The organism is Roseateles sp. P5_B10 (assembly GCF_056400485.1).
In genome coordinates this window covers 1-13,133 of the sequence record NZ_JBFULE010000085.1, presented here as the reverse complement: position 1 = coordinate 13,133, position 13,133 = coordinate 1, and the positions used below count along the sequence as shown (strand labels likewise).

Annotated in this window: 18 protein-coding genes; 7 read left to right on the top strand and 11 right to left on the bottom strand. The window is 63.8% G+C overall.

The features are described from left to right. The 3 genes from AC1DU6_RS08460 to AC1DU6_RS08450 all read left to right on the top strand — a co-directional run. On the top strand, positions 1-755 hold a 755-nt coding region (locus AC1DU6_RS08460; RefSeq protein WP_477856683.1), incomplete at its 5' end, for a PEP-CTERM sorting domain-containing protein. 318 nt (positions 756-1,073) lie between these two features. Further along, a complete protein-coding gene (locus AC1DU6_RS08455) occupies positions 1,074-2,330 on the top strand; it encodes a putative Na+/H+ antiporter (protein ID WP_457323134.1) in 1,257 nt (418 codons plus the stop codon). Positions 2,331-2,379: 49 nt separating this feature from the next. Then, entirely contained in the window at positions 2,380-2,772 is a 393-nt protein-coding gene (locus tag AC1DU6_RS08450; protein WP_457323133.1) for a YybH family protein, read from the top strand. A gap of 125 nt (positions 2,773-2,897) precedes the next feature. Here AC1DU6_RS08450 and AC1DU6_RS08445 read toward each other — a convergent pair whose 3' ends face one another. The 4 genes from AC1DU6_RS08445 to pal form a co-directional block, all read right to left on the bottom strand. Next, on the bottom strand, positions 2,898-3,410 hold the full coding sequence (locus AC1DU6_RS08445) for a MarR family winged helix-turn-helix transcriptional regulator (protein ID WP_477856681.1): 513 nt from the start codon (positions 3,408-3,410) through the stop codon (positions 2,898-2,900). A 7-nt stretch (positions 3,411-3,417) separates the two neighbouring features. Next, positions 3,418-4,557 (bottom strand): YbdK family carboxylate-amine ligase, encoded by a 1,140-nt coding sequence (locus tag AC1DU6_RS08440; RefSeq protein ID WP_477856679.1) that lies wholly within the window; start codon positions 4,555-4,557, stop codon positions 3,418-3,420. Beyond that, positions 4,557-5,744 (bottom strand): cation:proton antiporter, encoded by a 1,188-nt coding sequence (locus AC1DU6_RS08435; protein WP_477856677.1) that lies wholly within the window; start codon positions 5,742-5,744, stop codon positions 4,557-4,559. The genes AC1DU6_RS08440 and AC1DU6_RS08435 overlap by 1 nt, the downstream gene beginning before the upstream one ends. 97 nt (positions 5,745-5,841) lie before the next feature. After that, a complete protein-coding gene (gene pal, locus AC1DU6_RS08430) occupies positions 5,842-6,393 on the bottom strand; it encodes a peptidoglycan-associated lipoprotein Pal (RefSeq protein WP_477856676.1) in 552 nt (183 codons plus the stop codon). Positions 6,394-6,483: 90 nt separating this feature from the next. Here pal and AC1DU6_RS08425 point away from each other — a divergent pair, with 90 nt between their 5' ends. Further along, complete coding sequence (locus AC1DU6_RS08425) at positions 6,484-7,869, top strand: chloride channel protein (protein ID WP_477856675.1); 1,386 nt, start codon at positions 6,484-6,486, stop codon at positions 7,867-7,869. A gap of 63 nt (positions 7,870-7,932) precedes the next feature. Here the strand turns inward: AC1DU6_RS08425 and AC1DU6_RS08420 are convergent, their stop codons facing one another. Genes AC1DU6_RS08420 through AC1DU6_RS08405 form a run of 4 tightly spaced genes read right to left on the bottom strand, consistent with a single transcriptional unit; the run spans position 7,933 to position 9,496 of the window. After that, positions 7,933-8,208 carry a DUF5985 family protein gene (locus tag AC1DU6_RS08420; RefSeq protein WP_457323127.1) on the bottom strand — a complete coding sequence of 92 codons (276 nt, stop codon included), beginning with the start codon at positions 8,206-8,208 and terminating at the stop codon, positions 7,933-7,935. Further along, the gene (locus tag AC1DU6_RS08415) at positions 8,205-8,465 is read right to left on the bottom strand and encodes a DUF5985 family protein (protein ID WP_457323126.1); all 261 of its coding nucleotides are present in this window, start codon (positions 8,463-8,465) and stop codon (positions 8,205-8,207) included. Before AC1DU6_RS08415 ends, AC1DU6_RS08420 begins: the two co-directional genes overlap by 4 nt. Position 8,466: 1 nt before the next feature. Continuing rightward, positions 8,467-8,871, bottom strand: a complete 405-nt coding sequence (locus tag AC1DU6_RS08410) for a hypothetical protein (RefSeq protein ID WP_477856673.1) — start codon at positions 8,869-8,871, stop codon at positions 8,467-8,469. Positions 8,872-8,905: 34 nt separating this feature from the next. After that, positions 8,906-9,496 (bottom strand): DUF3014 domain-containing protein, encoded by a 591-nt coding sequence (locus tag AC1DU6_RS08405; RefSeq protein ID WP_477856671.1) that lies wholly within the window; start codon positions 9,494-9,496, stop codon positions 8,906-8,908. 211 nt (positions 9,497-9,707) lie between these two features. Here AC1DU6_RS08405 and AC1DU6_RS08400 point away from each other — a divergent pair, with 211 nt between their 5' ends. The 3 genes from AC1DU6_RS08400 to AC1DU6_RS08390 all read left to right on the top strand — a co-directional run bounded on the left by AC1DU6_RS08400 (position 9,708) and on the right by AC1DU6_RS08390 (position 10,919). Next, entirely contained in the window at positions 9,708-10,355 is a 648-nt protein-coding gene (locus AC1DU6_RS08400; protein ID WP_477856669.1) for a glutaredoxin domain-containing protein, read from the top strand. Continuing rightward, entirely contained in the window at positions 10,355-10,588 is a 234-nt protein-coding gene (locus AC1DU6_RS08395) for a hypothetical protein (protein ID WP_477856667.1), read from the top strand. The genes AC1DU6_RS08400 and AC1DU6_RS08395 overlap by 1 nt, the downstream gene beginning before the upstream one ends. A gap of 94 nt (positions 10,589-10,682) precedes the next feature. Beyond that, complete coding sequence (locus AC1DU6_RS08390) at positions 10,683-10,919, top strand: hypothetical protein (RefSeq protein ID WP_477856666.1); 237 nt, start codon at positions 10,683-10,685, stop codon at positions 10,917-10,919. A 44-nt stretch (positions 10,920-10,963) separates the two neighbouring features. Here the strand turns inward: AC1DU6_RS08390 and AC1DU6_RS08385 are convergent, their stop codons facing one another. From AC1DU6_RS08385 to AC1DU6_RS08375, 3 genes are read right to left on the bottom strand one after another with little or no spacing between them, the layout of a single operon-like run. Beyond that, complete coding sequence (locus AC1DU6_RS08385) at positions 10,964-12,277, bottom strand: hypothetical protein (protein WP_477856665.1); 1,314 nt, start codon at positions 12,275-12,277, stop codon at positions 10,964-10,966. A 29-nt stretch (positions 12,278-12,306) separates the two neighbouring features. Further along, positions 12,307-12,579 (bottom strand): hypothetical protein, encoded by a 273-nt coding sequence (locus tag AC1DU6_RS08380; RefSeq protein WP_477856663.1) that lies wholly within the window; start codon positions 12,577-12,579, stop codon positions 12,307-12,309. Next, positions 12,570-13,118, bottom strand: coding sequence for a hypothetical protein (locus AC1DU6_RS08375; protein WP_477856661.1), 549 nt, complete (start codon positions 13,116-13,118; stop codon positions 12,570-12,572). The genes AC1DU6_RS08380 and AC1DU6_RS08375 overlap by 10 nt, the downstream gene beginning before the upstream one ends. Positions 13,119-13,133 lie beyond the last annotated feature (15 nt).

Sequence of the window (13,133 nt, the reverse complement as noted above, 5' to 3'; positions counted from 1 at the left end):
CCCTGTACCTCACCAATGTGTCATCCAAGAGCCTGTACACGGTTCAGGGTGACGCAGTCACTGGTTCGGCGCCCACCTACTGCAACCATTGTGAACAGCCCATCGCCGTGTATGGCGACGTTCGCACCATGGGCAATGGCAGTGGCTTTGGCGGCCGCTACAACCTCGATCTGACGCAAACCGGCACGACCTATGTGCAGTCGACCAGCGTGGGCCTCGTCGATGGTGCCACCGACGGCCGGCGCAACTATGCCGTCGCAGCCGGCTTTGGCGGCAACCCCTCGGGCGTCTACTCCTTCGACCGTGAATGGGGCGACCCGACCTTGCTGTTTCTGCTGGACGACGGTGCCCGGGCCTCGGGCATCACCTACGACCCGACCAACAACACGCTTTGGCTGCAGGCCACCCTGAACACGCCGAGTGGCGCCGCAGGCGAGCTGCGGAACTATCAGATGGATGGCCGGCTGATGACTTCCCTCAGCGATTTGGTGGGTGGTGCATTGGCGATGGACTACGCTGACAACACGTTGTGGGTGGTTCGGGGGCCGACGCAGTATTTCGACCAGTACAGCCGCAGCGGCATGCTGCTGCAAACCACGTCCTATGCAGGCCTAGTCGGCAAGAACGGCACCGGCGCCGAATTCGATCTGGCTGCGGCGGCGACCACAGTGCCCGAACCGGGCAGCCTAGTCATGGCCCTTACCTCGCTGGCGGGGTTGGGCATGGTCAGCCGCAGACGCCGGAGTCGGTCCTGAAGTTCCGAGCCGGCCAATCGCCACGACGCAGGTTGAAGCGCCAAGTCATAGCCTTGTGYAATGCGATTGATGAAGCTATCAACTCGCGCCAGCCGGCGGTCCACCCCGGGTGATGGCGGTGCGGTAGGACGCTAAGCCTGGCGTTGTGCAGGCGCTCTCCTGGATCGAGCGCTGGGCCGATGCCGCCAGGTAACGGGACCCGTGGCGCGGCCTGGTGCCGTGGCTACACTCACGTCTGGGTGCTGGGCCGAACCGCGGACCAGCAGGTTGTTTGCGATGGTCGGGCCGCCTCGCGGATCAACCGCGACCATGCCCTCGATGTCTGACGACGCCGTCCAGTACACCGCCCTTGCTCTGTTCGTGCTCGCCCTGGCACATACGTTCGCAGCCAAGCAGTTCGAACGCCTTTCCCACCGCTTCCCAAGGCACGCAGGCCTGTTCCATCTCCTCGGTGAGGTGGAGGTGGTGTTCGGATTCTGGGCCATCGTCCTGATTGTCGCGATGGGCGTGATGCAAGGTGGCAGTCAAGCACTCACCTATGCGGAATCGCGCAACTACACCGAGCCGCTGTTCGTCTTCGTGGTGATGGTGGTGGCTGCTTCCCGGCCGGTGCTGCGCACCATCATTTGGGCGGTCGACGGCATCACCCGGGTCTTGCCGCTGCCCACGCCGCTGACCAGCGCCTGGCTGGGCCTGGCTGCCGTGCCGCTGCTGGGCTCGCTCATCACCGAGCCCGCGGCCATGACCATTGCCGCGCTGATGCTTGCCCCGCAGGTCTTCCGTCCCGAGGTGCCCGAGCGCCTGAAATACCTGTCCCTGGGCGTGCTGTTCGTCAATGTATCGATCGGCGGCACGCTCACCTCCTACGCCGCGCCGCCGGTGCTGATGGTTGCGAGCACCTGGCAGTGGGACAGCGCCTTCATGTTCACGCATTTCGGCTGGAAGGCGGCGGTGGCCGTGGTCACCAACACCACCATCGTGACGTTCGTGCTTCGCAAGCATCTGCTCGCCGCGCCGGTCGATGCGGCGCCAGCGGAAGCTGTCGTTCCTTTGCTGGTGGTGTTGGTGCATCTCGCGTTGCTTGCTGGTGTCGTCCTGCTCGCCCACCATCCAGTTGCGTTTCTGGGCCTCTTCCTGATGTTCCTCGGCTTCACGCAGGCCTATGAACGGCATCAAAGCCCGCTGATCCTCAAGGAGGCGCTGCTGGTGGCCTTCTTCCTGGCAGGCTTGGTTGTGCTTGGCGGTCTTCAGGGCTGGTGGTTGCAACCCATCGTCTCGGCGCTGGAACCAGTGGCCCTGTTCTTCGGCGCGCTTGGACTGACCGGCATCACCGACAACGCGGCGCTGACCTATCTCGGCTCCCTCATTACCAGCATCTCGGAGGACGCGAAGTACATGCTGGTGGCCGGCGCCGTAGCCGGCGGGGGACTGACGGTGATCGCTAACGCGCCGAACCCGGCCGGCGTCGCACTGCTAAAGCGGGGATTCGAGGATGAATCCATTGGCGCTGGTGGGTTACTCCTGGGGGCGCTCGGCCCGACTGTTCTGGCGGCTGCCGCCTTTTTGCTGTTCTGAGGCTAGGCACGGTCTCCCTGCTGCTTCTTCTGCAATGGAAGGATGTGAAATGAAGCAATCAGACGAGCAACTGATTCGAGACTTGGTATCGACGTGGGTGTCGGCCACATGCGATGGCGACGCCAACGGAGTTCTTGGCGTCTTGGCTAGCGGCGCCGTATTGCTGACGCCCGGAAAGGCGCCAATGACAAGAACTGATTTCGCCAAGGCCGCCGAAGCGAAAGCCGGGAAGCTGCCCAAAGTTGCCGTGGAGCGCGAGATCCTCGAAATAGAAGTGTTGGGCGATTGGGCGTTCATGCGAACTCGCATGACTGCAACGGTTCCTTCGACCGATGGGTCGCCTCCCACCTCACGAGACGGCCACACGCTGACGATCCTGCGCAAAGAAGGCGGCGCCTGGAAGGTAGCCCGTGACGCAAATCTAGTTGGCCGGGTGAACTAGCGACAGCCATCACGGCGTTGGCCTTGGACCCTTGAACATCAACCGCACCTATGCTCGCAGACACTCAGTCGGCGCCTGCCCAGGGAGGAAGAACAGGGGGCCAAATCCCAGCGGAATATTGCAAGCTACATGTCGCCCAACGGGATCCCGCCGGCCTTCTCGTCGGCGTTGAGGACCACGATCAGCTTGGCCAGGTCTTTCTTGAGGCGGCGCAATGTGGGGGCGTCGAGTGAGTGCAGAGCGCCTGGTAGAACGCCAGCAAAGGGGCCGGGCACCTTGCGAAGAGCCTTGGTTCCGTCTGGCAGCAAGTAAAGCTGTACGGCTCTTCGATCAAGGCTCTCCTTGCGTGTGCCCACCAGCCCCTTTTCGATGAGCACCTTCACCAGATTGCTGGCGGTGGACTGATGGATATCCATCGCACGTGCCAGATCGCTGACACCTACGCCGGGTCGCTCCTGAACGATGCTCAACGCCCAAGCCTGCGCCCCGCCCAGCCCCGACTTCTTCTCGACCTGCTGAAAGTGCGTCTTGACCGTGCTCAGCACCTGCCGGAACTGCCTCAGCACTTGCGCTGCGTCATCGTTCTGATGGGCTTCGCCCTCGGACTGAAGGGGGCTGGAGGGTTGTCGGCTGGCCATGCGCAAATCATAAGGACAGCTCGGGCGGCATCTGGGCTCTAAAGCGCGCAAGCGCAGCGTCGACCATGCCCTCAGGGCTGCCCCGGTCTGCATGCTGCTGGCGCAGATAGCTCGCGTCGCTGCCCTCGTGCGTGGCCTCGTACAAATGGTCGAGCGCAGCGCGGCTCCCCAGCCGGTCAGCATGTGGCTCCAGGTGTCGCAGCGTCGCGAGAATGTCCTCGCGCAGCGACAGCGTCTCATAACCCTTGGGGTGCACGATGGTGCCATCCAGCCCGAAACGGCAGGCCTGGAAGCGGTTGTAGTTGTAGACCAGGTAGTCGTCTTCCACGGGCGGCGGCTCGCTGCGCTCCAGCAGATGGGCGCACAGTGCCTGCAGATAGCAGGCGAGCGCGGCAGCCCGCTCCACGGTCAGTGGCGTGTCGCAGACCCGCAGCTCGATGGTGCCGAACTCCGGCTTGGGGCGGATGTCCCAGTAGAWGTCCTTCATGCTCTTGACGATGCCTGTGCGCTCCATGTGGACGAAGTAGCCATGCTCGAAACCGCGCCAGTCCAGCACGAACGGCGCGCGGCCGCTCAACGGGAAAGCGAACACGGAGTTCAGCCGCGCCGAGTTGAACAGCGTGTCCTTGCCCTGCACGAACGGCGACGAAGCCGACAGCGCGATGAAGTGGGGCACGTAGCGGTTCAGCGAATGCAGCAGGAACATCGCATCGTCGCCGGACGTGCAGCCCACGTGAACGTGTTGCCCGAAGATGGTGAACTGCTTGGCCAGGTAGCCGTACAGGGCAGAGACCTCCTTGAAGCGGGGCTTGGAGTAGATCTTGCGCTGGCTCCACTGCTGGAAGGGGTGTGTCCCGCCTCCGCACACGCCGACGTTGAGGGTGTCGCCGGCGCGCACCAGCGCATCGCGGATGTCGCGCAACTGGGACAGCAAGCCCGTGTGCGAGGTTTGGATGTCTGTGGAGATCTCGATCATGCTTTCGGTGATCTCAGGCACCACGTTGCCAGGGAACTTGGCGCGGCCCAGCAGGTCGAGCATGTCCGGGCTCGCGTCGATCAGGTCGAAGTCGCTCAAGGACACCAGCTGCAGCTCGAGCTCGACCCCAAGGGTCAAGGCGGCCGACTTGGTAAAGGCTTCCAGGGCCATCAGTGCTCCGCAGATTCGGGGGTTTCGCGGGCCCAGATCAGCGCCCGCTGCGTCACGATGGGCCCCGCCAACTCGAGCAGCAACGTTGCTGCTGCCAGGGGGGCGAGTTGATCGATGAGGTCGACCCCGAGGTAGCGGGCCTGCTCCAGCAACAGGATCACGAAGACGGAGATCGGCGTCATGGCCATCCCCGTCAACATGCCCTTGCGCACCGAGATGCCGCTCCACCGGGCTAGCAGCGTGACGCCGATCACCTTGGCAAAGGCCCGCACGGCGATCAATCCCAGCCCGAGTCCAAGTCCGCTGACGACACGGTGCCACTCCAGCGTGCTGGCGACGAACATGAACAGCACCACGGTCAGCAAGTCCCCGAGCGCCCCGAAGTTGCGCTGCGTGGCGCTGAAGGTGACGCGCCGGTGGCGAGCCATCAGGCCAAACGTGAGCGTTGCCAGCACGGGCGAGAGCTTGAACGCGTGCGCGACTGCCACCAGCAACATGACCGAGATCGCGAACGCAACCGTCGCATCGCGGCTGAGGTTGCCGAGCCGACGAAGCAACGCCGGCACCGTGGCGCCGAAGATCGCTCCAAGCGCCACGGAGGCAGCAAGCAGCACAACGCTGTTCAGCGCTGCCTGCACCAGGCTGCCTGAACTCTGGAAAGTCCAGACACCCACGACCACCTTGAAGGTGAACACCGCCAGCACACAGTTCAGGCCGGTCAGGTGGATCAGCCGTTCCGTGACCTGGCCCGAGCTGCGCTGCTCGTTGATCACGCGCATGACTGCGGCCGGCGAGGTGGACATGGCCAGCGAAGCCAGCAGCAGCGACGTGAGCGTGGGCAACCCGCAGAGCCATGCCAGCAGCATCACGTAGGCAAAGGTCAGGCCCGACTCCAGCAGGCCGCTCGCCGCCAGCCACGGGTTGTGCCGCAGCCAGTTGAGGTTGATGCGATACCCGAACTCAAACAGGATCAGGCCGAAGGCGATGTTGGCGAGCAGCATCATCGTGCCGCCCGTCGTCGCCGTCAGCAACCCGGCCTGCGCTGGCCCCAGCGCGAACCCGACTACGCCGTACAGACTGATGCGGGGCAGCCCGGTCCATCGGTGCCCCAGCTCGCCGACGACCCACGCCAACGCGACGGCGATGGGCCAACCCAACTCCTGCAGCGCAGTCAGTCCGTAGAGCATCTGAACCCGCGAAAAAAGAGGGCACCTCGCCGGTGCCCAAGCCAGTTKGCCCGCCTGCGCTCACGCGGTCGGCGGGCTCTTGGACCGTCGTTATCTGCTACTTGGTCGCGAAGGGGTACACGACGTCGGCGCGTCGGTTCTGCGCCCAAGCCCATTCATCGTGCCCCGTTGCGCGAGGTTTTTCCTCGCCGAGGCTCACCGCCTCCACTTGCGAATCACGAACGCCGAACACCATCAGCGCCGCCTTGACCACTTCTGCTCGACGCTGGCCCAACGCAAGGTTGTACTCCCTGCTGCCCCGTTCGTCCGTATTGCCCTCAATCCTGATTTGCAGCGTTGGCATGCGGGCGAGATAGCTGCCATGAGTCTCGATCAGATGCTTGTCCTGGTCCCTCAAAGCGGAGCCGTCGTACTCGAAATAGACGCTTCGATCCCGATACAGGGCGTTGTTCGGATCCAGGTGGGCTGCGAGCACAGGCCGCATGGGCGCAGCAGGAGGCGGGGCGCTTGCAGCGTTCGGCGCGGGCGCTGCCGTCGTCGGCGCCGTGTATGCCACGTTCTTCGGCGGCTCGACGAGCTTGGTACTGCTACAGGCCGCCAAGATCAGGGGAAAGGCGCACATCAGTGCGCGCGATGCGAAGGTTTTCATCTGATGTCAGCCGGGGGTGCCGGCCCGTAAATTTGGCAACGCAAGCGTAACATATACATTTGTACAAATGTTGTGTGACACGATCGCCCCATGACATCGCCAAGACATCAGCAACCGAAGCAGCCCGATGTTGTTGCATCGATTCGCGACGACTTCTCGGACTGGCGCCAATGGCTGGGACGGTTCGTCGTCCTGCTCTTCGCAGTCCTGGCTGGGCTGTCAGTGGTGGGCTTCACGTGGCTGTGCGAACGTGCGTTGGGTGGCTTTGCGGCTATCCGGGCGGTTTATGGGTGGTTGCCCTTCATCTGGACGCCTTTTTGCCTCGGCCTTCTGGTTTGGCTGACCCAGCGATTCGTGCCTGGCGCCGCAGGCTCGGGCATCCCCCAGGTGATGGCCGCGCTTGAACCAACAGTGGACGAGCAAGGCCGCAGCATCTTCGTGTCGCTGCGCCTCAGCGCGGCAAAGGTAATCCTCACCGCGGGCGGGCTGATGGCGGGGCTCGCCAGCGGGCGGGAGGGGCCTTCGGTGCAGATCGCCGCCGGCGTGATGCATCACGCTCGCCGCTGGTTGCCCAAAGGATCTCCCGTGTCCGATCACGGCTTGCTGATCGCTGGTGGTGCAGCCGGTATCGCAGCCGCGTTCAACGCGCCCYTGGCCGGCGTCATGTTCGCGATTGAAGAGCTGAGTCGGCGCATCGAGCAACGCAACAGTGGCCTGATCATTGCCGCCATCGTGCTGGCCGGCCTCATGGCGGTGTCGGCCTTCGGTAACTCGACCTACTTCGGCGTGATTCGTGTGCCGCCGCTGGAGCCGGGATTCCTGTTCCCCGCGCTGCTGGTGACCTTGGCCAGCGGCGCCTTGGGTGGCTTGTTCTCGCGACTTCTGCATGCCTCGCTGGTCGGCACGCCGGATCGGCTCAGCCGCTGGCGCAATAGCCATCCTGTGGCGTTCGCGATGGCATGCGGGCTGGCTATCGCGCTGATCGGCTGGGTGAGCGGCGGCACCAGCTTCGGCAGCGGCTACGACTACACGCGGCGCCTGCTGGAAGGGCATACCGACATGCCGCTGCTGTACGTCACCCTGCGTTTCGTGGCCACTTGGCTGGCTGTTTGGTCCGGGGTGCCAGGCGGTATCTTTGCGCCTTCGCTGGCCATTGGCGCAGGAATTGGCAACGACGTGGCCCTGTTAACGGGCTGGGCGGACAGTTCGTCCGCGTTGATCGCACTGGGCATGGCAGCCTTCCTGGCCGCAGTGACCCAGGCGCCGCTCACGGCTTTCATCATCGTCATGGAGATGGTGGACGGCCACGCGATGGTGCTCAGTCTGATGGCGGCCGCGCTCGGCGCCAAGCTGGTCGCCCGCTGGATCAGCCAGCCGCTGTACGGTACTTTGATGCTGGCGCAACTGGCGCGTCTACACCCGCTCGCGCCCCAGCCTCAGCCGGCCGGCGCCAGTGAGGACTCCCGCGCTTCCTGACCCGCCCCGTCGTCTTCTGGGTCCGCGCTGGCGACGTGCTCGTGCCTTGAGGCTTTGGATGCGTTACTTGCCGCGCGGCCGGTTCTTGTCCCAGATGGCCAGCAGGATGAGCCCATACGACAAGAGGCGCACGCCGTAGTGCGATGCGCTGTCTTCGTTCCATGACGCGGTCAGTGCCATGTGGACCCTGTTGGCGGCCTCGATGAAGAACGACAGCATGAAGAACAGGAAGAACCTGTCCCGGGTGCTGCGCCAGTAGCGCAGGAAGAACAAGCCCGCGACAAAGGTCAGCGCGGCGATGCCGCCAAGCAGGAACGAATTCAGTGCTTCGGTACTCACTGATCACCCTCAAGGACGAGACCCGCGACCAGCAGCGCCATCGCCACCAGCGCCGTGACCAGCCGCCACGACGACAGATCGATGTGGGCGAACAACGTCTTATCGAGCACCAGCAGGACGTTGTTCGCCGTCAGYCCGACGAAACACAGGCCGCTCCACAGCAGGATCCGGAACCCATTCCTGGCATGGCTGCGCAACAGCAGGAATGCGCAGGTCAGCGCGGTCAAGGCGCACAGGCCGTAAATCAGCTTGTCCACGTCAGGTGTCCTTTCGCCACTTGAAGGCGTCCGCAAAACGCATCGCGGTCTTCTGGGTCGCGTTGTGAATGAGGTTGGTCACGCCCACCAGATTCTCGCGGTAGGCCTGCTCCAGCCTAGCCACCGAGTCAACCAGCATCTCGTCGGGGGCGTACCAGTAGTGCTCGTCCTCGCACGCGAGGATGCGTGCTTTGCAAAGGGCCTGCAGCAGTTCAGCGACCGCACGATCCTGCAGATAGAGCGCCCGTGCCACTTCGGCGACCGTACGGCGCAACGAAGGCTCGCGATGGAAAAGCAGCATCGCTTCGAGGTGCGGCACGGAAGGCACGCTGGTCAGCACAAAGCGTGTGACGTCGTCGGGAATATTGCGAGACTGGTTCACGCAGCGCCCGGCAAAGAGAAGCAAATATCCGACCGAATGTACTTCGTTCGCGCCAGCATCACTGGGCCTGCCCGGAGGCGGCCAGCAGAGCTTTCCTCAGGTGCACAAGGCGCATCTTCATCCGGCGCTCGTTGACGGGTCCCAATCGAAGCAGCCATTTCTGGCCCGCCGACAACGACTCAAGCGCGGGGTCGGCAAACTGGTACAGAACCCATGGCCGCGGTGGTTGCACGGAAGGGTCGAACGCTGGAAGCTTGACCTCGAGCGGACCGTCAGGTACCGGCGTATCGAGCAGATGGTCAATGATGGCCAAAAGTCGGTCGTTGAACCGTCCCTTGGGATATCCCAAGTCGACGTAGGCGTCTTGCAGCATGGGGTACATGCGGCGATACAACTCCGCCAACTGGGCGGCATCGACGGTCTCGACAAGTAGCAGCAATGGCGCATATCGCAGCCCGTTGTCCGGATCGATGTAGGTGTGGCCGGCCTGCTGGCGCACGGTGAAGCGGCCAAGCGTTGGATTGACGGGCCACAGGCGTGCTGACACCTGCTCGCGATCCATGTTGTCGACCGTGGCAACCACCCGATGCGCGAAATCGTCGACCTGGAGCTGGCTGGCAACCGCCTTGCGGCCGAGCAGGTCGATCAATGCATCTGCTAAGCCCGTGAGCTGCAGCGGATCGGCTGGTGAGGGCTCGGGAACCGAGGCCGCCGCCACAGGTGCAAGCGAGACGGAAGCTGCAGGCGCCGGAGCAGACGCAGACGCCGCCGAACTCGCTGACGCAGGAGCCGGCGCCAAACCGCCCCGGAACTCCTGCCTCTGCTGGCGCACGTACCAAGCGCCGGCCAGGACTGCCRCAGTGAGCGCTGCAAGTGCGGCGGCTTTCGACGTGGTGAGCATGGGCGCGATGGCGCTGAAACTACATTGGTACAAATGTACCATCGCGCAGAGAATATTCACCGTGCGAAGGACCATGAGGATGACAAGCCAGACGCAACGTGCGGTGCTATACCGAATGGTGATGCCCGAACACGTCTGCCCGTTCGGCCTCAAATCACTGGACCTCTTGAGGCGCCACGGCTACGAGGTGGAGCACCACCACCTGTCGAGCCATGCTGAAACCGAGGCCTTCAAAAAGCTGCACGGCGTACAGGCGACGCCGCAGACTTTCATTGATGGCCGGCGCATTGGTGGGCATGAAGCCCTGCGGGCCTTTTTCGGTGATCCGGTGAAAGGCGAGGGTGACGTGAGCTACGCACCGATCGTCGCGTTGTTCAGCATGGCCGCAGTGATGGCACTTGCGGCAGGTTGGGACGAAAGAAACGGCGTCTTGATCGTGCAAGCCGTGGAGCGCTTCGTCGCCATTTCGATGTGCCTGCTCGCGCTTCAGAAACTGCGGGATGTCGAGAGCTTTTCCACCATGTTCCTCAACTACGACCTGCTCGMCAGGGTTGGGTTCGCTACGCCTACATCTACCCATTTGCAGAGGGGCTGGCTGGTGCGCTGATGCTTGCAGGCGTAGGCCCCTGGCTCTCCGCCCCGTTGGCCCTGTTCATCGGCACCGTCGGGGCGGCCTCTGTCTTCAAAGCGGTCTATGTTGACAAGCGCGAACTCAAGTGCGCTTGCGTCGGTGGCGATAGCCAAGTGCCCCTTGGATTCGTGTCGATGACAGAGAACCTGATGATGGTTGCCATGGCGTGCTGGATGGGGTCGAAGGCTTTTGTAGTCGGCGCGCTTTAGGTGGACCTGCCCCGGAACCCGTGGCGGCGGTCGAGTAAACCTGGCACCGCCACTGAAAATGCACCGCCGCTGACCGTCACGACCGGAGGGCGCCATGGCACAGAACGGCGAAGCACTGCAGGCCTACAAGATCCAACGGGCCTTGCTGCAACAAACGCTCCAGGAAGAGCGAGAAGCATTCTTCGCCATCATTGCTGCCCATCGGCGCGCCGCTCAGGGCGAAGGCACAGGCCCGACGGAGCAGATGACCGCTGAGCGCGAGCGATTGATGCGCTTGGCCGGCCGGGTTCAGCACGAGATCGATTTGCTGGCAGAGAAGTACTGGGGCTGAGCACGGGGCACGCCCGCTGTGCGGCTCGGCGCCAGCGAGTGCAGTCAGACCGACGACATCAGGCGCGGACTCCCCACTTCGATGAAGCAGCGTTCGAAGTTGGCGTGAGTGCGGATGCGCCCAGCCAGCTCGTCGTCGAATCTCGTGACGAGCTCGATCGCTTCAGCCAAGGCCTCGCGCGCGGCCGCTCGCCACGCGACAACCGCATCGGGCTGCGGCTCCGCTGCGTGAATGCCGCCAGCAGCCTGGCATGCGGCTTTAGCCTCGAGGACGGCCTCCTGGCTGCCAAACTTCGTGCAGAGTGCGTCGCGCGCGTAGTCGGCAATCGAAGACTCGTCGTCCGGCTCGAAGGCGCTCGCTTCGATCCAGACGTCAAAGATCCGCCTGTGGAGCCCAAACGGCTTTTGCTCGGCTTCCGGAGTGCCGTTGGGTCCGACCATCACGCAGCTGCAATCGAGCTGCGGGTTGTCGTGAGACAGCTCTGACGTCAGGGCAGGCAGTCCTGCCGCCTCCCATGCGGCCCAATACGCCTCGCCGATCGCGGCAAGCCATGCGCGCACCGCCTCGGGCATGGCGCCCGACTCGCAGACATACCGCTTTCCGGTGGCCAGCGCGGCTTGATGGGCCGTTACCACATTGGCGGCGCCGAAGTGGCGGTCCAGGATCTTGCGTGCGACGTCGCGAGCCGCTGGCTCGGTGTCCGCGCTGAAGGGGCTGAGTTCAAACCAGAGGGCGTACGGCGCCTGTGCGTCCGAAGGGCAGGGCGAGGCTGACATGGGAGCAGAGGTTGGCCGCAAGGCATTGCCATTCCCGTAGCCGAGGCCGTACCAGAGCTCCAGTGCTTCATGGCGGCGATTCGCCAGGAACTCGGCGTACTTGTCTTCGCCAATCTCGCGCTTCAGGCGAGCGCTCTCGTCGGCGTAATGCGGGGATTCAGTTGCTTCCCATACGGGCACACAGCCCATGTCAATGTCGGGGTGGATGGTCAGGCCGAGGCCGGACGAATGCACTGCCTGCGCCCTGGCGCTTTCGTCGACGTTCATGGCCCAGTCAGCGCGCCATGGAGCTCTGGCATCACTCTTTTGCGGCGAGAAGTCGGTGTACCCGCGTTCGCGCCACATCTGACGGAGCTGGCGCGCGAGCTTGGCCTTCATCGCGTTGAAGGCCGACTCGCCCATCTCCAGGATGAGCTCCTTCTCGCGGCTCCTCGACACGTCAGCGGGGCCATGGACCCACAGGATGTCGTCGTACTCGATCTGGAAACACAGGCCGGATCGGTGCCAGGCAAGTGGCACCTCGACACTGTTGACCTTCTCGTCAATCTCCCAGTCCTGACGCCATGAAGCTTGGGAATCCATGTCGGTACCTCGCTGTGTTCGTTTGAAGTCTAGGCCGCGAGCTCAAGGTGCCGATGCTCGTGGGTGCTGGGCGCTTCCCTGAGATCGGTTTGGCGGGTTTCGTGCTGCCGGGTGCGCTGTTCCACCTGTCTGAGCAGACCGCCAAGCACTGGGTCAGCGGCGATGCGACGGCGCGCCTCGCTGATCGCTGGCGCGAATTCTGGGCTGGCCTTGACCGTGTAGGTCAGGAAACTGTCGTGCCTCTCTGGGAAAACCTGCCACCAGGCAATGATGCTGTCGGGGTCGGTCAGCTTCAATTCCATGTTCTCGCTCCCTGAGCGTGCGATTGGGGTACGAGGCAATGCACCTCGGTCCCTGACCTTTGCCGGTTTGCACCCGTGGCTCGGCTCGATTCGAGAGCCCGGCTGCGAGCGCGGTAGCCGTTGCGAATCTGCTGGTCGGCCGCTGCGATTGGGCATGCGCCAGGCGCGGCGGTGAGCCAGTGGCGCGCTGCGTTCAGCGCTTGCTCGTGCGACTCGCAGTGGTCGCTCATGCCGAAGTGCGCGGTGAACACGACGAGCCATTCATTGGGTGTGTAGGCGTAGTGGGCGGCCGGAATGACGTCGATGCAGGCCTCGTCCAACTGCTCGAGGTCTTCGATCGTGGCCTGTCTCGGTGACTCTGCCTTGAATGCGGCGTTCAGTGCCGCCTGGGTTGCCCTGGTCCAGCGCACGATGCTGGGCAGGTGGTTGCCGGCCCAGTACGCCGGCAGTCCACCCGCTTCCTCGAAAGCGGCCTTGGCGCCTAGGACTTGCCAGGCAACGCCCAACTGGTCTTCCAGCGCCTTCCTGGCCGCGTCCATGGCTTGGTTCGGCAC